General features: G+C 63.0%; 19 protein-coding genes and 1 tRNA gene. 11 read left to right on the top strand and 9 right to left on the bottom strand.

Annotated features, from left to right (window positions below):
* Nucleotides 1–906: a sulfate adenylyltransferase subunit CysD gene (gene cysD / locus G6N73_RS14060; protein ID WP_165028544.1), complete on the bottom strand. Its 906-nt coding sequence runs from the start codon at nucleotides 904–906 to the stop codon at nucleotides 1–3.
* Nucleotides 907–1,116: 210 nt separating this feature from the next.
* Nucleotides 1,117–1,710 (bottom strand): biotin transporter BioY, encoded by a 594-nt coding sequence (locus G6N73_RS14055; protein WP_165028542.1) that lies wholly within the window; start codon nucleotides 1,708–1,710, stop codon nucleotides 1,117–1,119.
* A gap of 111 nt (nucleotides 1,711–1,821) precedes the next feature.
* Here G6N73_RS14055 and G6N73_RS14050 point away from each other — a divergent pair, with 111 nt between their 5' ends.
* Nucleotides 1,822–2,727 (top strand): MBL fold metallo-hydrolase, encoded by a 906-nt coding sequence (locus tag G6N73_RS14050; RefSeq protein WP_165028540.1) that lies wholly within the window; start codon nucleotides 1,822–1,824, stop codon nucleotides 2,725–2,727.
* A gap of 14 nt (nucleotides 2,728–2,741) precedes the next feature.
* Here G6N73_RS14050 and G6N73_RS14045 read toward each other — a convergent pair whose 3' ends face one another.
* On the bottom strand, nucleotides 2,742–3,533 hold the full coding sequence (locus G6N73_RS14045) for a DUF1499 domain-containing protein (RefSeq protein ID WP_165028538.1): 792 nt from the start codon (nucleotides 3,531–3,533) through the stop codon (nucleotides 2,742–2,744).
* 71 nt (nucleotides 3,534–3,604) lie between these two features.
* Nucleotides 3,605–5,236: a fatty-acid--CoA ligase gene (locus G6N73_RS14040; protein ID WP_165028536.1), complete on the bottom strand. Its 1,632-nt coding sequence runs from the start codon at nucleotides 5,234–5,236 to the stop codon at nucleotides 3,605–3,607.
* A 144-nt stretch (nucleotides 5,237–5,380) separates the two neighbouring features.
* Here G6N73_RS14040 and G6N73_RS14035 point away from each other — a divergent pair, with 144 nt between their 5' ends.
* The 4 genes from G6N73_RS14035 to G6N73_RS14020 all read left to right on the top strand — a co-directional run bounded on the left by G6N73_RS14035 (nucleotide 5,381) and on the right by G6N73_RS14020 (nucleotide 8,802).
* Nucleotides 5,381–5,737, top strand: coding sequence for a hypothetical protein (locus G6N73_RS14035; protein ID WP_165028534.1), 357 nt, complete (start codon nucleotides 5,381–5,383; stop codon nucleotides 5,735–5,737).
* Nucleotides 5,738–5,835: 98 nt separating this feature from the next.
* The gene (locus tag G6N73_RS14030) at nucleotides 5,836–7,230 is read left to right on the top strand and encodes an aminotransferase (protein ID WP_165028532.1); all 1,395 of its coding nucleotides are present in this window, start codon (nucleotides 5,836–5,838) and stop codon (nucleotides 7,228–7,230) included.
* 53 nt (nucleotides 7,231–7,283) lie between these two features.
* Nucleotides 7,284–7,697 carry a DUF427 domain-containing protein gene (locus G6N73_RS14025; RefSeq protein ID WP_165028531.1) on the top strand — a complete coding sequence of 138 codons (414 nt, stop codon included), beginning with the start codon at nucleotides 7,284–7,286 and terminating at the stop codon, nucleotides 7,695–7,697.
* 94 nt (nucleotides 7,698–7,791) lie between these two features.
* Nucleotides 7,792–8,802: a nucleotidyltransferase family protein gene (locus tag G6N73_RS14020; protein ID WP_165028529.1), complete on the top strand. Its 1,011-nt coding sequence runs from the start codon at nucleotides 7,792–7,794 to the stop codon at nucleotides 8,800–8,802.
* Between the two features lie 152 nt (nucleotides 8,803–8,954).
* On the opposite strand, the gene ppdK is transcribed toward G6N73_RS14020, so the two are convergent.
* A complete protein-coding gene (ppdK, locus tag G6N73_RS14015; protein ID WP_165028527.1) occupies nucleotides 8,955–11,618 on the bottom strand; it encodes a pyruvate, phosphate dikinase in 2,664 nt (887 codons plus the stop codon).
* A 186-nt stretch (nucleotides 11,619–11,804) separates the two neighbouring features.
* Here ppdK and G6N73_RS14010 point away from each other — a divergent pair, with 186 nt between their 5' ends.
* Both G6N73_RS14010 and G6N73_RS14005 read left to right on the top strand, forming a co-directional pair.
* Nucleotides 11,805–12,149, top strand: a complete 345-nt coding sequence (locus G6N73_RS14010; RefSeq protein WP_165028525.1) for a VOC family protein — start codon at nucleotides 11,805–11,807, stop codon at nucleotides 12,147–12,149.
* Between the two features lie 161 nt (nucleotides 12,150–12,310).
* Nucleotides 12,311–12,385, top strand: a tRNA-Gln gene (locus G6N73_RS14005).
* 45 nt (nucleotides 12,386–12,430) lie between these two features.
* Here G6N73_RS14005 and smc read toward each other — a convergent pair.
* From smc to G6N73_RS13990, 3 genes are all read right to left on the bottom strand, one after another.
* On the bottom strand, nucleotides 12,431–15,889 hold the full coding sequence (gene smc / locus G6N73_RS14000; protein ID WP_165028523.1) for a chromosome segregation protein SMC: 3,459 nt from the start codon (nucleotides 15,887–15,889) through the stop codon (nucleotides 12,431–12,433).
* Between the two features lie 60 nt (nucleotides 15,890–15,949).
* Entirely contained in the window at nucleotides 15,950–16,684 is a 735-nt protein-coding gene (locus G6N73_RS13995) for a DsbA family protein (protein ID WP_165028522.1), read from the bottom strand.
* Between the two features lie 139 nt (nucleotides 16,685–16,823).
* Nucleotides 16,824–17,321: a DUF721 domain-containing protein gene (locus G6N73_RS13990; protein WP_165028520.1), complete on the bottom strand. Its 498-nt coding sequence runs from the start codon at nucleotides 17,319–17,321 to the stop codon at nucleotides 16,824–16,826.
* Between the two features lie 180 nt (nucleotides 17,322–17,501).
* Here G6N73_RS13990 and G6N73_RS13985 point away from each other — a divergent pair, with 180 nt between their 5' ends.
* Genes G6N73_RS13985 through G6N73_RS13970 form a run of 4 tightly spaced genes read left to right on the top strand, consistent with a single transcriptional unit; the run spans nucleotide 17,502 to nucleotide 19,812 of the window.
* Nucleotides 17,502–17,747, top strand: a complete 246-nt coding sequence (locus tag G6N73_RS13985) for a toxin-antitoxin system TumE family protein (RefSeq protein WP_246252041.1) — start codon at nucleotides 17,502–17,504, stop codon at nucleotides 17,745–17,747.
* Nucleotides 17,734–18,093: an HVO_A0114 family putative DNA-binding protein gene (locus G6N73_RS13980; protein ID WP_165028516.1), complete on the top strand. Its 360-nt coding sequence runs from the start codon at nucleotides 17,734–17,736 to the stop codon at nucleotides 18,091–18,093. Before G6N73_RS13985 ends, G6N73_RS13980 begins: the two co-directional genes overlap by 14 nt.
* Nucleotides 18,094–18,100: 7 nt before the next feature.
* Complete coding sequence (gene mutY / locus G6N73_RS13975) at nucleotides 18,101–19,204, top strand: A/G-specific adenine glycosylase (protein WP_165028514.1); 1,104 nt, start codon at nucleotides 18,101–18,103, stop codon at nucleotides 19,202–19,204.
* Entirely contained in the window at nucleotides 19,201–19,812 is a 612-nt protein-coding gene (locus G6N73_RS13970) for an HAD family hydrolase (RefSeq protein WP_165028512.1), read from the top strand. The genes mutY and G6N73_RS13970 overlap by 4 nt, the downstream gene beginning before the upstream one ends.
* Before the next feature lie 43 nt (nucleotides 19,813–19,855).
* On the opposite strand, the gene G6N73_RS13965 is transcribed toward G6N73_RS13970, so the two are convergent.
* Entirely contained in the window at nucleotides 19,856–20,986 is a 1,131-nt protein-coding gene (locus G6N73_RS13965; protein WP_165028511.1) for a site-specific DNA-methyltransferase, read from the bottom strand.
* Between the last annotated feature and the right edge of the window lie 37 nt (nucleotides 20,987–21,023).

The raw sequence follows: 21,023 nt of genomic DNA, 5'->3' as shown, positions 1-21,023 counted from the left end.
TCAGAAATACCCTTCGCGCTTCTTCTTTTCCATCGAGCCGGCCTCGTCCCGGTCGATCAGCCGGCCCTGGCGTTCCGAGGTTCGGGCGATCAGCATCTCATTGACGATGCTTTCGAGAGCGTCGGCGTCGGAATCGATCGCCCCCGTCAGCGGGTAGCAGCCGAGCGTCCTGAAACGGACCAGACGGTTCTCGATGACCTCGTCGGGCCGGAGCTTCATGCGGTCGTCGTCGCGCATGATCAGCATGCCGTCGCGCTCGACCACCGGCCGCTTCTTGGCGAAATAAAGCGGCACGATCGGGATGTCCTCGCGCAATATGTATTGCCAGATGTCGAGCTCGGTCCAGTTGGACAGCGGGAAGACGCGGATCGATTCACCCGGCGAAATCCGGGTGTTGTAGATCTTCCACATCTCCGGGCGCTGGTTCTTGGGATCCCAGACATGCTGCGCGTTTCGGAACGAGAAGATGCGCTCCTTGGCGCGCGACTTTTCCTCGTCGCGGCGGGCGCCGCCAAAGGCCGCGTCAAAACCGTATTTGTCGAGCGCCTGGCGCAGGCCCACCGTCTTCATGACATGGGTGTGGGTATTCGAGCCGTGGTCGAAGGGATTGATGCCGTCGCGCACGCCGTCTTCGTTGACATGGACGAGAAGGTCGAAGCCCAGTTTCTCGGCCATGGAGTCGCGAAACTCGATCATCTCGCGAAACTTCCAGGTCGTGTCGACGTGAAGAAAAGGAAATGGCGGCTTGGCCGGATAGAACGCCTTCATCGCCAGATGCAGCAGCACCGACGAATCCTTGCCCACCGAATAGAGCATCACCGGTTTGGCAAAGGTCGCGGCCACCTCGCGAAAAATATGAATGGCCTCGGCCTCCAACCGGTCGAGATGAGAAAGCTTGGCAAGCATGAGAGCGCCTTGTGAGCGTCGCCCGCCAGATGCGGCGCGGCGGCAAAATACTGGATTTGGCGCGATTTTCCCACAAGCGGCCGGCTTCTCAAGGAGAACGCTACCAAATTCGCGGCAATCCCCGGCCGGAACTTGCGCGATGTGCGATGCTGGTGGAATGCCATTCCTCCGGGGTGTCAAAGGAGTATGGCTGAACTAAGTCGTTTTCGCTCAGCGTTGCCTGGGCAGCAGCGACCAGATCGCAGGCACCAGCGCGGAAGCCAGCGCCACCTTGATCAAGTCGGGAATGATGAACGGCACGACACCGAACTGCCAGGATTTTTCGACGCCGATCAGCATTGCCAACCAGGCAAAGCCCATGGCCATCATGACGACTTCGGCGGTCATCATCGCGCCGAACAGCTTGAACGGATTGCGGTCCCAGCCGCGGTCGGCCGCCCAGCCGACGATAGCGGCCATGACGACGAAGCCGGCAAGATAGCCGCCGGTCGAGCCGAGCATATAGGCGATGCCGATGCCCTTTTCCGGCGTGCCCTGGAACACCGGCAAGCCCATCGCGCCCTGCGCCATATAAAGAAGCAGCGTCGCGACGGCCAGCCGCATGCCGAACGCGGCCGCAATCAAGAACACGGCCAGCGTCTGGAGCGACATGTCGACGGGGCCGAGCACGACCTTTGTCTTGGCTGAAAGCGTCAGCAGGAGAGTTCCGGCAATCGCCAAGGCGCATTGGCCTACCAGTCGCCAGGCGCCGCTTTCGGGCAATGCAAGCGAAACGAGCGGGCGGGCGGAAAGTGCAGTTGCCATGGTTTTCCCCATTTTCGGTTGAGGCCGAGCGAACGCCGGTTGGGTTTCCGTATATTGGCTTCCATGCTAAGCGGCAAACAATTTTACGGGTTTCACACCGCAGGCTCGAACATGGCTCTGGACTTCGACACGCAATTCGATCCGGCATACGGCGAGGCGATCGAGCTTGCCCCCGGGGTCTTGCGTTTGACGGTCAACAATCCCGGCCCGTTCACCTTTCACGGCACAAACAGCTATATTGTTGGCCGCGATACACTCGCAATCATCGATCCCGGTCCGGAAGACGAAGCGCATTATTCGGCCCTGCTGCAGGCGATCGGACGGCGGCCAGTCAGCCACATCTTCGTCAGCCACACCCATCGCGATCACTCGCCGCTTGCTTCCCGGCTTGCACGCGAGACTGGAGCGATCATCGCCGCCGAGGGGCCGCACCGCCCGGCGCGGCCCCTGCGCATCGGCGAGATCAACCCGCTGGACGCCAGCGCCGATACCGACTTCGCGCCAGACCTGTCATTGCAGGACAATTCGGTGACGGCCGGCGACGGCTGGGCGATCCGGACCATCCTGACGCCCGGCCACACCGCCAATCATGCCGTCTTCGCGCTGGAAGGAACCGGCATTCTGTTTTCGGCCGACCACGTGATGGCGTGGGCAACCTCGATCGTTGCGCCGCCAGACGGCGCGATGGCCGACTACATGGCCTCGCTGGACCGGCTGCTGGAGCGGGACGATCGGGTTCTTCTGCCCGGACATGGCGGGCCGGTCAGGAAGCCCCGCGCCTTCATGCGCGGACTGAAGACGCACCGCAAGATGCGCGAGCGGGCGATCATCGAACGCCTCGGCCAAGGCGACCGCACCATATCCGATCTCGTGAAGGCAATTTACCGCGACACCGATCCACGGCTGCACGGCGCGGCAGGCCTGTCGGTTCTGGCGCATCTTGAGGATCTGGTGACGCGCGGCGTGGCGGCGACCGACGGTGCCCCATCAATCGACGGCGTCTTCGCTCCCGCCTGAACGCCTGCTGAATTCTACTCTGCGGAGGCAGCGCCTGCCTGCACGGCCATTTCGGCGTCGAGCTCTCCAAGGAAAGCGATTATCCGGGCGGCATTGTCGCCTAGATCATGCCGGCCGTAGCGAGAGACCGAACGCATGTCGACATAGGTCGAGGTCCCCTCGTCGGTCAGCCGCACCGCGACATCTACGGGAAAGCCGAGCAAGGGGGTGTGGGCGAGCGCTTCGATGGTCATCTCGCTTTGACCAACGAAGGCCGGACGCGAGGTCGCGACTGTCCAGCCCTGGCGCACAAGCAGTGTTTCGACGATCTCGGCCGCACGATCGATGGGCATTTCGTAGCGCCTGCCGATCACTTCGGGATAGTTTTCGGTCTGCAGCTTGCGATGCTCGGCGGAAAAGCGGGTAAGTTCGTTGGTGTCGAGGCCGCGCGAGATCACGGCGGCCACCAGCATGGGCGGCGCGATGAGGTCGGTCGAAATATCATTGAGTTGCGGATAAACGAATGCCCTGTAGCCAGTCACCAGAAACGGCGCGAGCACTGCGAGCGAAACAAGTCCACCGACCAACAGGTCGCGGCCGCCGAGATCGCCATGATACCAGAATCGCGTAAACGCGTAGGCGGCCAGCGCAAGCGATCCCACCGCCAGCGCGGCGACGATCGACAGCACGGACAGGAAGGGAGGCGTGGGGATGAGCCCGTAGCGATGCGCCAGGCCGGCTGTAATGAACAGCACGGCCGAGAACACAGCCAGGGTGCGTGACCATCCCGCGGCCTGCGTCGTTCGCTGTTCCAGATATGCCGCCATCGATCTCCGTCGCCTGCCGAACAGAAGCCGCTACTAGGGCGTTTTTCCCGGGCAGCGCAAATGCTTTCGCATCAAGGTTCCGTCGGCAGGCGGTAATCCCGGAACTGGTCGCGCAGGGTCGTCTTCTGGACCTTCCCGGTCGCGGTGTGCGGTATCTCCTGGACGAAGGCCACGTCGTCCGGCATCCACCACTTCGCGACCTTTCCTTGCATGAAGCCCAGTATGTCGGATCTGCCCGGCTCCCTGCCGGGTTTGCGGACGACCACCAGCAGAGGGCGCTCGCCCCACTTGGAATGCTTTACGCCGATCACCGCCGCTTCGGCGACATCCGGATGCCCCACCGCCAGGTTTTCGAGATCGATGGTCGAGATCCACTCGCCGCCCGATTTGATGACGTCCTTGGCGCGATCGGTGATCTGCATGTAACCGTTAGCGTCGATATGGGCGACATCGCCTGTGTCGAACCAGCCCTCTTCATCGAACTGCTCCTGGCCTGCCCCGCCATAATAGGCGCGCGCCACGGCCGGGCCGCGCACCTTCAGCCGGCCGAATGTCTTGCCGTCCCAAGGGTGCTCGCGGTTCTCGTCGTCTGTCACCTTCATCTCGACGCCAAACGGCGGATGGCCTTGCTTTTCCTGGATGGTCAGGCGCTCTTCGCCCCGCAATTCGGTGTATTCCGGCTTGATGGTGCCTAGAGTTCCGAGCGGCGACATCTCGGTCATGCCCCAGGCGTGGCAGACCTGGACGTCGTAATCCTCCTGGAACTTCTTGGTCATGGCTCGCGGACAGGCCGAACCGCCGATGACCACCTTCTTCAGATGCGGCAGTTTCTTGCCTGTCTCCTCCAGATGCTGGAGCAGCATCAGCCAGACGGTCGGCACGGCGGCGGTGAAAGTCACCTTCTCGGTGTCGAGCAGTTCGTAGATCGACGCGCCGTCCATGCGGCCGCCTGGCATCACCAGCTTGGCGCCGATCATCGGCGCGCTCTGGCCAAGGCCCCATGCATTGGCGTGGAACATGGGCACGACGGGCAGGATCACATCGCGGCTCGATATGCCCATGGCGTCGGGCATGCAGGCGATCATGGCGTGCAGGACATTGGAGCGATGGCTGTAGAGCACGCCCTTCGGTTCGCCGGTGGTGCCCGAGGTGTAGCACATGCCGGCGGCGGTATTCTCGTCGAAGCTGCGCCAGGCGAAGTCGCCGTCGGCCTCTGCCAGCCAGTCCTCGTAGGCGACGGCGTTCGGCAACGTGGTCGCCGGCATATGGGCTGCGTCAGTCAGCACGATCACCTTCTTAAGAGACGGCAGGGAAGCAGCGATCTTCTCGACCAAGGGCACGAAGGTGAGGTCCACGAACAGCGCCTTGTCCTCGGCATGGTTCATGATCCAGGCGATCTGCTCGGGGAAAAGCCGCGGGTTCAGCGTGTGATAGATCGCCCCGATGCCCATGATGCCGTACCAGGCCTCGATGTGGCGCGCCGTGTTCCAGGCAAGTGTGGCGATGCGGTCGCCGAGCCCGAAGCCGTCGCGCTCGAGGCGCTGGGCGACGCGCAGCGCCCGCTTGCGCACTTCCGCGTAGCTGGTGCGTACGATCGGCCCTTCGACCGAGCGCGAAACGATCTCGCGGTTCGGGTGCTGTATCCCGGCATGGTCAACGATCTTGTGGCAGAGCAGCGGCCATTCCTGCATCAATCCGAGCATGCGTTCCTCCCTGTACATTGTTTTTCCGGCATTGTGGAAGGAACTGCGCGATTGTCCAGTGCGACGCCGCGCCATAATCCGGCCACTTAGGCCGTTAACCATCGTTGAGGGGGCTCTGTAGGCGTTATTGAAGCGAGGCCTCACATGGACGCGCAAGCTGTAGCGGAAAATCTCGAAAAGGCAGGCACTGAAACCGCGCTGAAAATCGCGCCGGCCGGCGATGCCATTTCGGACGAGACTTTCGAATATCTCGTGCGCCAGGCACTGGACGCCGTCAACGGCACCATGCTGTTCAAGATGCGCCTCGGCAACGACGACGACGGCCAGCACGTCGCCGCCGCCTCCATCGGCGAGGGCGGAAGCCAGCAGTTTCTGGTTCTCACGCTGCCAGTCGGCGGCGGCCGCCTGCGCGTCGAAACCGCGGCCAAGAGCGAAAGTCCGGTCGCCCGTATCGCGGCCTCCTATGCCGGGCTTGCGCAAGCCTTCGCCACCGCCGCCTGATTGAACGGCTCTGCTGGACCAGTCGACAAGGGGTTCTCGCGCAGGTGCGCACGGGATAAGAGGGAGCATGCAGTTTCGCCTCTTTCCCGGAGCCGTCCATGCTTGACAATCCGCCGCTGACCAATCTCCAGACCAGGGACATCGAATCCCTCCTCCACCCCTACACGCCCATCCATCAGCTCAAATCCACCGGCACCGTCGTGATGGGCCGGGGCAAGGGCGTCTACGTCTACGACACGCAGGGCCGCGGCTATATCGAAGGCATGTCCGGCCTTTGGTGCGCGGGCCTGGGGTTCGGCGACGAGGAGATGATCGAGGCGGCCATCGAGCAGATGCGCACCCTGCCCTACTACCATATCTTCGGCGCCAAGAGCAGCGAACCGGCAATCGAGCTCGCCGAGAAGCTTAAGGAGATCGCGCCGGTTCCCATCTCGAAAGTGTTCTTCACCTCGTCGGGATCGGAGGCCAACGACACGCAGGTCAAGCTCGCCTGGTACATGAACAATGCCATGGGCCGGCCGAACAAGAAGAAGATCATCTCGCGCATCAAGGCCTATCACGGCGTGACCGTGATGGCGGCGTCGCTGACCGGGCTCCCGTCGAACCACAATGGCTGGGATCTGCCCGTCGACCGGGTGCTTCACACCGATTGCCCGCACCATTACCGGTTCGGCATCGAAGGCGAGAGCGAGGCCGAATTCACGGCCCGAATGGCCAAGTCGCTGCGCGACTTGATCGAGCGCGAGGGCCCCGACACGATCGCGGCGATGATCGCCGAGCCGGTCATGGGCGCCGGCGGCGTCGTCATTCCGCCGAAGGGATACTACGAAGCGATCCAGGCCGTGCTCGCCGAGCATGACATCATGCTGATTGCCGACGAGGTCATCACAGGTTTCGGCCGCACCGGAAACTGGTGGGGCTCGCAAACCTTGAACATGCGCCCCAAGACGATTTCGGCGGCCAAGCAGTTGACCTCCGCCTATGCGCCGCTCGGCGCTGTGATGGTGCCGGAGGACGTCTACCAGGCCTATGTCGACCATTCGGCGACGCTCGGCACCTTCGCGCACGGCTTCACTTATGGCGGCCACCCGCTTTCCTGCGCACTCGGTGTCAAGGCGATCGAAATCTATCAGCGGCGCGATATTATCGGCCACGTGCGCAGGCTGATGCCGGTTTTCGAGCGGCGGATGAAGAAGATAGGCGAGCACCCGCTGGTCGGCGAAGCGCGCTATTGCGGCTTGGTCGGCGCCGCCGAACTGGTGGCCGACAAGGCCTCGAAGCGCTCCTTCGATCCGAGAAACGGCGTCGGACCAAAGGCGTCCAAGCTGATCGAGGAAAACGGCGCGATCCTGCGGGCGCTCGGCGACACCATCGCCATCTGCCCACCGATGATCATCAGCGAAGCCGAGTTGAACGAATTGTTCGATCGCTTCGAGACAGGGCTGGACCAGGCGGAGGCTTGGGTCTCCACCGGGGCTCTGCGCGCCGCGTAAGGGAACAGTCTGGGTGGCCTGACGTTGTGGCCAGTGATGAAAGGAGCTTCGATATGGACCAGGCAGCGAATCCTTCTCTCGGATTTCGGCGGAACCCATCTTACCGCATTACGGTCGAGCCTTTCGACGGCGCGGTCACGGTAACGTTTTCAGACGCCGTGATCGCCTCCTCCGACGAAGCGCTGGTGTTGCGTGAGGCGGACTATCCGCCGGTTTTCTACATCCCGTTCAAGGACATCTATTTCGAGTTTCTCAAGCCTTCCAGCACCACGACCCATTGCCCTTACAAGGGCGATGCGTCCTACTGGGATGTCAGCGCCGTTGGTGAATCGGTCAAGGACATCATGTGGGCCTATGAATCGCCCTATGACGAGATGGCCCAGATAAAAAACCACGGCGCCTTCTATCCAGACAAGGTGCGGATCGAAGCCAATCCGAGTTCCGGCGCGGTTGGAGCGGATTTGTAGGACGGCGGGAACGCCGGGGGCTTTTACCCCACACGAGTTGTTTCTGTGGGGTAAGTTTGTTACCCTACGCGAAAAGTTCGCGTAGGGTAAATCAATGCGTCTGCCTCTTTCGGTTCACACCACCTATCAGGATCTTCTTGAGACACATCGAGCCCACGCTGTCAGCGAACAAGCAGGCGCGCCATTCTTCAAAGAGATTTCTGGCAGTAAATACTGGTACTCTCGGCAACGTCTCGGCGACAAAGTCGTAGACCGCTATATCGGACCCGACAGCGACGATCTCCGTCGACGCATCGCGCAAATGCGCGAGACCATCGAAGATGACAAAGCTTTCGAACAGCATTGCTCGCTTCTCGTCGCGCAACTTCGCGCGGCAGGCCTTCCAACAGTTGATCGCCAGACCGGCAGCGTCCTCAACGCAATGGCCCGGGTCGGCGTGTTTCGCCTGGGCGGGACGCTGGTCGGAACACATGCATTCCGGCTCTATAGTGCTGAACTGGGCTTTGCCTTTTCAGGCGCGCTTGCCGTTACACAGGATGTCGACATCGCGGCATTCGAGAACCTCAAACTCGCTATCCATGACCAAGTCGATCCGTCACTGGCCGAAACCTTCAAAGCATTGTCTCTGGCGCCTGCTCCCGGATTAGACCCCAAAGGCCGGCCTACACGGTGGGTGATGAGAGGGGGCGGCACGATGGTCGATTTCCTCGCGCCCCGAATGCAGAGCAAAAACGAGATCGTCAGGCTCGAACCGCTCAAGGTTTATGCCCAGACCCTGCCCTTCCTGAATTTTCTGATCGCCGACCCAATCCCCGCAGTAGCGCTCTACCGAAGCGGTGTGCTCGTTCAGATACCGAAGCCTGAGCGCTATGCGGTGCACAAGCTGATTGTCGCGCAAAGGCGGACCGGGCCGGGCTTAGGAAAAGTCCCAAAGGATCTTGCTCAAAGCGAGGCTCTCATACGGGTGTTGGTCGAGGACCGCCCGCACGAACTTGCAATCGCGCACAAGACAGCGGTTGAAAACGGCCCGAAATGGCGGGATGCGATCCAGCGTTCGATAAAACAGCGGCCCGAAATCGGAAGGTTGCTCGATCAGGTCACTTGAGGCGCGTTATCCGAAAATCGCAGCTTTCGGATAACCTTGGTGACTGATGGGAAATCCAGTGGCCAGCAGGTTATACCAAATCCGCAAATTTGGTATAACTCCCTCAATCTCACGCTAGCTATACCCAAATTGCGAAATGGGTATAATTCCGCCTACCCCTTCTTCACTGCCGCCTGCGCCGCGGCCAGCCTGGCAATCGGCACGCGGTAGGGCGAGCAGGAGACGTAATCGAGCCCGACCTCTTCGCAGAAGTGGATCGAGGCGGGGTCGCCGCCATGCTCGCCACAAATACCGAGCTTGATGTCGGGCCGGGTCGCCCTGCCTTTTTCGGCCGCCATGCGCACCAGTTCGCCGACACCGTCAATGTCGAGCGAGACAAACGGGTCCTGCTCGACGATGCCCTTCTGGCGATAGATGTCCAGAAACGAAGCCGCATCGTCGCGTGAAATGCCGAAGGTCGTCTGCGTGAGGTCGTTGGTGCCGAAGGAGAAGAATTCCGCGGCCTCCGCGATGACATGGGCGCGAATCGCGGCGCGCGGCAATTCGATCATGGTCCCCGTCAGGTATTCCACCGTCACGCCAGTTTCGTCCATGACGCTCTTCGCCACGGCATCGATGCTCGCCTTGACGAAATCCAGCTCCGTCTTAAGCCCGACCAGCGGCACCATGATTTCGGGAACCACGGGATTGCCGGTTTTCCTGCCGGCCTCAACGGCAGCCTCGAAAATCGCACGGGCCTGCATTTCGGCGATCTCGGGATAGGAAACCGCCAGCCGGCAGCCGCGATGGCCGAGCATCGGATTGAATTCGTGCAGCGTCTCTGTGCGCTGGCGCAGCTTCTCGGCCGAAACATTCATCACCGAGGCGACTTCGGCGATCTCCTCTTCGGTCTTGGGCAGGAATTCGTGCAACGGCGGATCGAGCAGCCGGATCGTCACCGGCAGTCCGGCCATGATCTCGAACAGCTCGAGGAAATCCGAACGCTGCATCGGCAGCAGTTTAGCGAGCGCCGCGCGGCGATCCTTCTCAGTGTCGGCCAGGATCATCTCGCGCATGGCGATGATGCGGTCGCCTTCGAAGAACATATGCTCGGTGCGGCAGAGTCCGATCCCTTCCGCGCCGAAGGACCGCGCCATGCGGGCGTCGGCCGGCGTCTCGGCGTTGGTACGCACCTTCATGCGCCGCGTCGCGTCGGCCCACTCCATGATCGCCGCGAAGTCGCCGGAGAGTTCCGGCTGCAGCATGGCGACCGGCCCCTTCAGTACCTGGCCGTTGCCGCCGTCGATGGTGACGATGTCGCCCTTGCGGAACGTCTCACCCATCACCATCAGCGTTCCGGCCCTGTAATCGACGCGCAGCGAGCCGGCGCCCGATACGCAGGGCTTGCCCATGCCGCGCGCCACCACCGCCGCGTGGCTGGTCATGCCGCCGCGCGTGGTCAAAATGCCTTCGGCGGCGTGCATGCCGTGAATGTCTTCCGGGCTGGTCTCGATGCGCACGAGGATGACCTTCTTGCCGAGCGCCTTGGCCTCTTCCGCATCGTGCGAGGAGAACACGATCTCGCCTGTAGCGGCCCCCGGCGAAGCCGGCAGGCCGATGGCGATGACATTTCTCTCCGCCTTCGGATCGATCGTCGGATGCAGAAGCTGGTCGAGCGAGGCTGGATCGATGCGCGCGACGGCCTCTTCCTTGCCGATCAGCCCTTCGGCCGCCATATCGACCGCCATGCGCAGCGCAGCCTTGGCCGTGCGCTTGCCTGACCGCGTCTGCAGCATCCACAGCTTGCCGCGCTCGATAGTGAATTCCAGGTCCTGCATGTCGCGGTAGTGTTTTTCCAACCGCTCCGAAATCTCGACGAACGAGGCAAAGGCTTCCGGCATCACCTTCTGCAGCGACGGCTTGTCCGATCCGCTGTCGATTCGGGCCTTTTCGGTGATGCTCTGCGGCGTGCGGATGCCGGCCACCACGTCCTCGCCCTGCGCATTCACCAGGAACTCGCCGTAGAGCATCTTCTCGCCGGTGGAGGGATTGCGTGTGAAGGCGACGCCGGTGGCCGAGGTCTCGCCCATATTGCCGAACACCATGGCCTGTACATTGACCGCGGTGCCCCAGCTTTCGGGGATATCGTGCAGCCTACGATAGGTGATCGCGCGGTGGTTCATCCAACTCGAAAACACCGCGCCGATTGCCCCCCAGAGCTGCTCGCGCGGGTCCTGCGGGAAAGGTTCGCCGAGTTCCTCCTCGATCGTCGCCTTGTAGTGAGCGATCACGCCCTGCCACTCGATGGCGGAAAGCTCGGTATCGAGTTCGTAGCCGAGCCGCGCCTTTTCCTCCTCGAGGATTTCCTCGAACACCTCATGGTCGAGGTCGAGCACGACATTGGAGTACATCTGAATGAACCGGCGATAGCTGTCATAGGCAAAGCGGGCATCGCCTGAATCGGTTGCCAGCGCTTCCACAGTCTCGTCGTTCAGGCCGAGGTTGAGCACCGTATCCATCATGCCCGGCATCGATGCGCGCGCGCCCGAGCGGACGGAGACGAGAAGCAGCTTTTCGGGATCGCCGAAACGACGGCCCGTCAAGGCGCCGATATGATCGAGCGCCGCCAGAACATCGGCTTCAAGCGAGGGCGGATAGGTCCGGCCGTTGGCATAAAACCAGTTGCAGGCCTCAGTGGTAATGGTGAAGCCAGGCGGCACAGGCAGGCCCAGGCTGCACATTTCGGCAAGGTTCGCGCCCTTGCCGCCTAGCAGGTTCCTGTCTCCGGCGCGCCCTTCGGCCGCCCCGTCCCCAAACGTATAGACCCACTTGGTCATGCACTCTCCTCGTCATTCCGGTGACTATTTGAAGGCACTGGCGAGAGCGTTAAAATGCTGCGGTGCGAAAGGCAAGGCGCGAACGTGGCAAGCCGACCTTACAATCGATTAAGGAATTGGCGAGGCGGAGAACTTGATTTAAAAGCCGGTCCGCCCTAGAACATATCACGAACGCGAGGAACAGCCATGAAACAGACCGGCAAGCTCGATTATCTCGAAATGTCCGCCACCGGCGGCACGCTCGACAGCGTCAAGGCGTTTTACAGCGCCGCCTTTTCCTGGTCCTTCATCGATTACGGGCCGACCTACGCCGCTTTCGACGAAGGCCTCGACGGCGGCTTCCAGGCGGAAAGCACAGAGGCCTCGGGCAAGCCGCTTCCGGTTCTGTATTCGGAAAATTTGGAAGAGACGCTGGAGGCGGTCGAAAACGCCGGCGGCAAGATCGTCAAGCCGATCTTTTCCTTCCCGGGCGGCCGCAGGTTTCATTTCACCGACCCGGCCGGCAACGAACTTGCCGTATGGGGCGAATGAAACCGCGACTATCGCGGCTGATTGGTCCTCGGCCGGCAGCAATGGCGGCGGCTGCTTTGCATAACTACAACTGAATGCACAAAGGCAAATTTGCCGCGATTGTGCTTTTCAACGGGCTTGCATATAAGGCCGCACATGCTCGACTCGGGCCTCCCGGTCGTTGGGGCGTAGCCAAGTGGTAAGGCAGCGGTTTTTGGTACCGCCATTCGGAGGTTCGAACCCTCCCGCCCCAGCCAGCATATGCTTTTCGATGATATTCTTGGCCGCCGACGCCGATAGCGTCAGCTCGCCTCGCGCAGCTGCTCGGCCGTCTGCAGATCGACCGACACAAGCTGGCTGACGCCCTGCTCGGCCATGGTCACGCCGAACAGCCGGTTCATCCGCGCCATGGTGATAGGATTGTGGGTGATGATCACGAAGCGCGTCTCGGTGGTGCGCGCCATCTCGTCCATCAGATTGCAGAAGCGCTCGACATTGTGGTCGTCGAGCGGCGCGTCGACCTCGTCGAGTACGCAGATCGGCGCCGGGTTGGTCAAAAACACCGCGAATATCAGCGCCATCGCGGTGAGCGCCTGCTCGCCGCCGGAAAGCAGCGTCATCGTCTGCGGCTTCTTGCCGGGAGGGCGGGCCAGGATTTCGAGCCCCGCCTCCAGCGGATCGTCGGACTCGATCAGCTGCAATTCAGCCGTGCCGCCGCCGAAGAGATGCGAGAACAGCCTCTGGAACTGGGCGTTGACCACGTCGAAAGCGGCAAGCAGCCGGTCGCGGCCCTCGCGGTTCAGGCTCTGGATCGCCTGCCTGAGCTTGCGGATCGCCTCGATGATGTCCTCGCGCTCGGACACGATTGTCTCAAGCCGGTCCGAAAGCTCCTTCTGCTCCTCCTCGGCGCGCAGATTGACCGCGCCCAGCCGTTCGCGCTCGATCTTCAGCCGGTCGAGCTGCCGCTCGACATCGGCCATATCAGGCAGCGGGCTGTCGGCTTCGAGGCCGGTGTGGCGTATCACCAGATGCGGCGGCGTGTTGAGCGCCTCCTGGATGCGCGCCTCGATCTCGCGGCGGCGATCGTCGGCGGCGGTCAGCCGCTCTTCGGCCCGGCCGCGCGCCTCGCGCGCCTCGGAGAGCGACTGGATCGCGGCGGTCGCGGCCTTGTCGAGCACGGCCTGGCGCGTCTCGGCCTCCTGCAGGCGGTCACTCGCCGTCTGGCGCAGCGTCTCGGCCTGCGAAAGCTGCGACAGCAAAGCGCGGCGGCGCTGGTCGATCTCGTCGGGCGCATCGGCAAGCTTGTCCCGCTCTTCGCCGGCCTCGGCGCGACGCTCGGCGAGTGCGGCGATATGGCTTGCGGCGTTTTCTGCGCGCAGCGTCCAGCTATTGCGCTCGGCGGCAATCGCCTCAAGCCGGCGCGGGCGCTGTTCGGCCTCGCGCTTCAGCCCTTCATGGACCGCGCGGGCGTCGGCAAGCGCGGAACGATCGCGGCCGACATGACCCGACGCCTGGTCGAGCCGCGCCTGCAACTCTGAAAGATCAGGCGCCGCGTTGAGCTGAGCCTGCGCCTCGCCGAACGCATTCTCGGCCTCGGCATGGCTTTCCGCGATACGCGTGCGCGCCTCGGCGAGTGCGGCCCGACGGCTCGAGAGTTCGCCCGCCGCCTTCTCGGCCCGCGCCAGCGCATCGCGGGCTGCGCCCACGGCATGCTGGGCGTCGCGCCAGGCCTGCCGCGACATCCGCTCGGCCTCGGTCTTCTGGCGCACGGCGCTTTCGGCCCGCGCCAGCGTTTCCTCGGCACCGCGGACTTTCAAAGTGGCAGCGACCGCTTCGGCATCGAGTTCGGCAAGGCGGTTCTTCTGGGCGAGGCGCTGGGCAGCGGCCGTCGGCGCATCCGCGCTCGCGGTCAGGCCGTCCCAGCGCCAAAGTGCGCCCTCGCGGCTGACCAGCCGCTGGCCGGGCGCCAGCAATCCTTGCAGCCTCGCACCGTCAGCTTTGTCCATGATGCCGATCTGCGCCAGCCGCCGCGCTAGCTGACGCGGCGCCCGCACCACCGTTGCGAGGCTCCGCACGCCTTCCGGCAATGCCGGGTCGCCGGCGGCCGGCTCGCTCTCGCCCCAATGCACAGGCGCGCCGCGGTCCAGCGCCGCGTCGAGATCCTCGCCCAGCGCGGCGCCCAGCGCCGTCTCGAAGCCGCGTTCGACGCTGATCTGCTCCAGCACCGCCGGAAACAGATCGCCGCTCGCGGCGTTCAGGATTTTCGCCAGCGTGCGCGCTTCCGTCTCGATTCGCGCCAATTCGGCCCTGGCTTCCTGCAGCGGCGGGCGCGCGGCGTTTTCGGCAAGCCGCGCCCCAGTGACCGATTTCTCGGCGGCAGTCGCGATGCCCTCGGCGCGATCGAGCGCCGCCTGCGCCTCGTCGGCCAGGATTTTCTTCTCGGCAGGGTCAGCCAGCCCGGCGATCTTGCCTTCTATGTCGCCCGTCTCCCGGTCGATCTCGGCAAGCTGGCGGGAAAAACGGTCGCGGCGTTCCGCCGTCTCGCGCAAAGCGCGCTCGATCTGGTTGCGCGCGGCAGCCGCCTCCGCCCGTTCGGCGGTCAGCTTGGACAGCGCGCCTTCGCTCAGCGCCAGCGTCGCCGCCGCTTCCTCGAAAGCCGCCCGTGTCGCGATCTCGCGCTCTGCCGCGCCTTCATTTTCGGCGTTCAGCCCCGCTTCTTCCGTCGACAACCGCGCCAGAATATCGGCATTGTCGCGCACCATCTGCTCTTCGCGAGCGATGTCGGCGTCTAGCTGCTGCAGGCGGCGGTCGAGTTCGGCCTGGCGCGTGCGGACCCGGCCTGCCTCCTCCTCGATCTGCGCCTTGGCGATCGACAGGCGCTGGAACACAGCCGCGGCTGCGGCTTCCGCCTCGCGCAGTTCGGGAAGATGGTGCGCGCCGACCGCCTGTTCCTTGGCGGCATTCATCTGGGCCGCCGCGCGCTCGCCAACCAGCGATGTCGCAGCCGCAAGTGCGGAGCGCGCCTCGCCTTCCTGCGCCTTGGCCTGCGTCCAGCGCAGGTGGAAAAGGATCGCCTCGGCCTTGCGGATGTCCGCCGACAAATTCTTGAAGCGCGAGGCCTGCCGCGCCTGCCGCTTCAGGCTATCGATCTGGCTTTCGAGCTCGCCGACGACATCGTCCAGCCGCTCGAGGTTCTGCTCGGCCGCGCGCAGCCGAAGTTCCGCCTCATGACGCCTGGTGTGCAGGCCGGAGATGCCGGCCGCCTCTTCCAGAAGCGCGCGGCGCGCCTGCGGTTTGGCCTGGATCAGTTCGCCGATGCGGCCCTGCCCGACCATAGAGGGAGAGCGAGCGCCGGTGGACTGGTCGGCAAACAGAAGCTGCACGTCCTTGGCGCGCGCCTCCTTGCCGTTGATGCGATAGACGGATCCGGCCTCACGCTCGATACGGCGCGAGACCTGCAATTCGTCGGCATCGTTGAAGGCGGCGGGCGCGGTGCGGTCGCTATTGTCGAGGAACAGCGTCACTTCGGCGGTGTTGCGGGCCGGACGCGTGCCGGAACCCGAGAAGATCACATCGTCCATGCCCGACGCGCGCATGTTCTTGTACGAGCTTTCGCCCATCACCCAGCGCAGCGCCTCGACGAGATTGGACTTGCCGCAGCCATTCGGTCCGACCACGCCGGTCAGGCCGCGTTCGATGACGAACTCGCCGGGTTCGACGAAGGATTTGAAGCCGAGCAGGCGGAGCCGGGAAAATCTCATCGGCGCAGCCAGACACGCACAGCCAGGCCGGGGTCATTGCACCCCAGAGCTGCACAAAGATCAGAGCATGCCGTCGATAATCGCCGACATTTCCTCAATCGACATTGCCCCCTTATAGGTGTTGCCGTTGATGAAGAAGGTCGGCGTGGAGTCGACCTTGAAATCAGCTTCGCCACGGGCCCTCACCGCTCTCACATCCTCCAGAAGCTTCTGGTCCGTCAAGCAGGCCTCGAACGACTCCTGTGAAAAACCGGCGAGCTTGGAGATCTGCAGCAGCGCTTCCTTGGCGTTTTCGACGCCTGCCCAGGCTTCCTGCTGCTTGAACAGCACGTCGACCATGGCGAAGTAGTTGTCGTTGGAGCAGCGCGCCAGCATGAAGCCTGCTTCGGCGCGCGGGTCGAACGGGAATTCGCGCAAGATCAACCGCGCCTTCCCGGTGTCGATGTATTTTTCCTTCAGCGCCGGAAACGTCGTCTCGTGGAACCGTGCGCAGTGGCTGCAGGTCATCGAGGCGTATTCGACGATTGTGACCGGCGCATCCTCCTTGCCGAGGCTCTTTTCCGGCAGCGCGCCGGCTTCGAGCAGCTTGGCCATGTCGACCGTGCCCTGCGAAGGGGGCGCGGCGACCGCCGGCTTGGCGGGAGCAGCGGTTTCAGCAGGCGCTGCCGGCTCGGCGGGCTTTGCCGCTTCCGCCGCCTTGTCCTCGCCGCTGTCGCTGCACGCGGCCAGCGCAAAAGCAGCCGAAAGCGCGACCAGCGAAGAGAGGACGGTCCTGCGCGGAATGGAACGGATCATGCGAATCACCTGGCTGCTGTTGGGATGTTGCGATGCGAATGCACCAGAAAGCGAGACTTCGCGCGAAATAAGGCATCGCAGTCCCCAATCCAATCGGGAAAACCGGAACTGCGATCACGAAACCGCGAGTTGCGGGAGGTTATTTCCTGGTCCCGACGATCGTGGCGCCGAGCCTTTCGAGCGAAGCGCGAAGCCCGGCATCCTCGATTTTTTCGACTGTGCCCGACAATCTGGCCTTTTCGCCCGCGGTCAGAGGCCGAGGGCGAGGTTTGGGAGCGCCTGCTTTCGACGAGAGCGGCTTCTGCACTATGCGGATGCGGCCTATCGCGTTGAATCCGAGAAACGCGTTGACGCGGCTGATGATTTCGCCGGTCTCGTGCTGGAGATGCAGGGCCGCCGCACCTTCGCAGGCGATGACGAGGACGGCCGGCTCGAACGGATCGTCTTCATGCATGCGCCGCGGCCACTGGATTTTTTCCGGCCGCGTGTTTTGCGCCAGGCGCGGCCCGGCGATCTCTTCCCAGGACTGGACGAGGCCGACCGAAATGCCGGCTCGCTTGCGCAGCACCGGATCGAGGATTTCCGAGGCGAGATCGCTGACCGGAACAGGATAGCCGTTCGGCCTTTTCCCTGCCATATGCGTCTCCTCTGTCGCGATTGATCCGTGGATAGTTCTATCCGAATAGAGCACCAAGCCCAGCACGAAAACGACCATACGGTATGAGGAATTGATGGTTGCTACGACATATGTCATGACTTACATATGAGGCGGCAGGCCATACTCCTTCAAAATCGAAGACTTGACCTGGCCAATGGCATGATCGTCCAGATCAGGATCTGGAAATTGCCCCACCAGACCGACGAGCGTCCGCATGGCCTGAAATACTCGCTCTTCTACGGGCGCAAGGGCGAGCGGATCATCGGCTACGACAATGAGACAGGAAAAGGCGATCACCGCCACTACCGCGACCGGGAAGAGTCGTATGCTTTCGTGACGATGGAACAGTTGGTTGCCGATTTTTGGAACGATGTGAAAAAGGAGATCAAGCATGAGCGAGGTTAGGATTCACATCGAAAGCGTGGACGATTTCTTCAACAGTGCTTTGGAAATGGCCAAGCGTCTCGACGCTGGCGATCGCGCGGCCGAGTCCGCCTCCATTTCCTTCGAAAGCATGGAACTGCTGTTGAAGGTGTTGACCCCCAACCGCTGGACACTTCTTCGGACATTGCGGGCGAATGGCCCTTCGTCGATCCGTGCGTTGTCGCAACTGCTCGCACGCGACTATCGCGGCGTTCATGCCGACGTGACGGCGCTCATCGATGCCGGCCTGATCGAGCGAGCCGACGGAAAGATAAGCGTGCCGTGGTCGCGCATCACGGCGGAAATGGCTGTGGACATAGCTGCGTAGACTGTCGATGACCATATTGCCTGTGCCCAACATCGCCAGCCGCTTGCTCGACTGGTATGACGCCAACCATCGCGAACTGCCCTGGCGCCTGGCGCCGCGCGATCTTGCGTCGGGCGGGCGGCCCGATCCCTACCGGGTCTGGCTTTCCGAGATCATGCTGCAGCAGACGACCGTCGAGGCGGTCAAGCCGTATTTCCGCGCATTTCTGGAAAAATGGCCGGACGTCAAAGCGCTTGCGGCCGCTGAAAACGAAGACATCATGAAGGCTTGGGCTGGGCTCGGCTATTATTCTCGCGCCCGCAATTTGAAAGCCTGTGCCGATATCGTAGCGACCTTTCCCAGCGGCTTCCCCGGCACCGAAGACGAATTGCGCAAGCTACCCGGCATCGGCGCCTATACGGCGGCGGCAATCTCGGCGATCGCATTCAACCGCCCGGCGGCGGTCGTCGACGGCAATGTCGAGCGCGTCATAACGCGGCTGTTCGAAATCCGCACGCCATTGCCCGAGGCGAAGCCGGAGATACGCGCCAGCGTCGAAAAGCTGGTTCCGGCCGCGCGTCCCGGAGACTTCGCGCAGGCAATGATGGATCTCGGTGCGACGATCTGCACACCCCGGCGGCCGCGCTGCATGCTCTGCCCGATCCGGGAAGATTGCCGCGTTATCCTCTCCGGCGATCCCGAATTGCTGCCGGCCCGTGCCGAAAAGACCGAAAAGCCAAGGCGGCGCGGCGCTGCCTTCGTCGCCATCCGGAACGATGGCGCGATCCTTCTGCGCACGCGCCCGGACAAGGGGCTGCTCGGCGGCATGAGCGAAGTCCCGACAACCGGCTGGACGGCGCGCATCGACGGCGATACCAGCGCAAAATCCGCCCCATTCGCCGCCGACTGGCAGCACGCCGGCAGTATCGCGCATGTCTTCACGCATTTCGCACTCGAGCTCCATGTCTACCGCGCCAGCGCCGGCGACAAAGCGGCGCCTGCCGGCCATCGCTGGTCGCCGGCAGCGGGAATTTCCGGCGAGGCCTTGCCGACCGTCATGAAAAAGGTAATCGAGGCTGCGATACCCGGCGCGACCAGGGCGCGACGCGACAATCCAGCGAGGCATGTATGAGCGAAATCCGACATATCGTCTTCGACATAGGCAAGGTACTGCTGCACTACGATCCCGATCTGCCGTTCAGCAGGCTCATTCCAGACCCGGAAGAGCGCCGCTGGTTCTTCGACAATATCTGCACGCACGACTGGAACATCGAACAGGACCGCGGACGGACCTGGGAGGAAGCCGAGCAGCTTCTGATCGACGCCCATCCGGACCACGCCGATAACATCCGCAATTTCCGCCTTCATTGGCACGAAATGGTCCCGTACGCCTATGAAGACAGCGTTCATGTCATGGAGAGGCTTATCGATGACGGCCACGATGTTACGATGTTGACCAATTTCGCCGCCGACACGTTCCGTGAAGCACGCCAGCGCTTCCCGTTTCTCGACCGTCCGCGCGGCACTACGGTTTCCGGCGAGATTGGCATGATCAAGCCTGAACGCGGCATCTACGACCACCATGCCGCCGCCTTCGGCCTCGACCCTTCAGCCACGATCTTCATCGACGACAGCCAGAAGAACGTCGATGGCGCGAAGGCTGCCGGCTGGCAGGCCGTGCTGTTCCAGAATGCCAAAACGCTCGAGGAGGACCTCGAGCGTTTCGGGATCAGCCGGTGACTGGAGCCCGGCCCATCGGTAAACCTGATTAGCTCACGAGAACCTAACCCGCGCGCTCCATGCCGAGGCGGGCAATGCGGCGCAGTTCGTCGATCTGGGTCAGGCCGCCATTGCGCTCGTAATGCCAGAAGGTCCAGCCATTGCAGGCGTCGAGCCCCTGCAGTTCGGCTCCGACCCGGTGTATTGAGCCTGCCGTTGAGCCGGCGGCCAGCGTGCCGTCCGGCCGGACTTTCGCGGCGAAGCGTTTTCTTGCGTCGTAAAGCACGGTGCCCGGTTTCATGATGCCGGCGTCGATCAGGCTGACGAAGGCCACGCGCGGCTCGGCCCGCTTGCCGGAGAGCACCGTCAAATCGGCGTCGTCCATCGGCGTCACAGCGGCAATGCGTTCATTGGCGGCGTCGATATAATCCTGTTCGCGCTCGATGCCGACGAAATGGCGACCGAGGCGCTTGGCGACCGCGCCGGTGGTGCCGGAGCCGAAGAAGGGATCAAGCACCACGTCGCCCGGCTTGGTCGAGGCCAGCATCACGCGGGCCAGCAGCGCTTCCGGCTTCTGCGTCGGATGCAGCTTGTCGCCATTGTCGTTCTTCAGCCTTTCGGCCCCGGTGCAGATCGGAAACAGCCAGTCGGAGCGCATCTGCACGTCGTCATTGGCCGCCTTCATCGCATCGTAGTTAAACGTGTAGCTCTTGGCGTTCTGGTCGCGAGACGCCCAGATCAGCGTCTCATGCGCGTTCTGGAAGCGGCGGCCGCGAAAATTGGGCATCGGGTTGGTCTTGCGCCAGACGATGTCGTTCAGGATCCAGAAGCCGAGATCCTGCAGCGTCGAGCCGACGCGGAAGATGTTGTGATAGGAGCCAATCACCCAGATCGTGCCGTTCGGCTTCAGGACGCGGCGCGCCGCAAGCAGCCAGGCGCGGGTAAAGGCGTCATAGGCGGCGAAGCTGTCGAACTGATCCCAGTCATTGTCGACGGCGTCGACCTTCGACTGGTCCGGGCGGTGGAGATCGCCGTTGAGCTGCAGATTGTAGGGCGGGTCGGCAAACACCACGTCGACGGATTTTTCCGGAAGCCGGTCCATCGCCGCGACGCAGTCGCCCTTCATGATCGTGTCGAGCCAGTTGGCCTTTTGCGGCTGGGGGCGAAGTTCGGCGAGAGAACGCACGGCTGACATTGAGATACCCGGAATACGAGTTACTGTTTACACCCCG

Source organism: Allomesorhizobium camelthorni, from assembly GCF_011045125.1.
Taxonomy (GTDB): Bacteria; Pseudomonadota; Alphaproteobacteria; order Rhizobiales; family Rhizobiaceae; genus Allomesorhizobium; species Allomesorhizobium camelthorni.
Note: the sequence above shows the minus strand (reverse complement) of the source record. Positions and strands in the feature narration are given on the sequence as shown.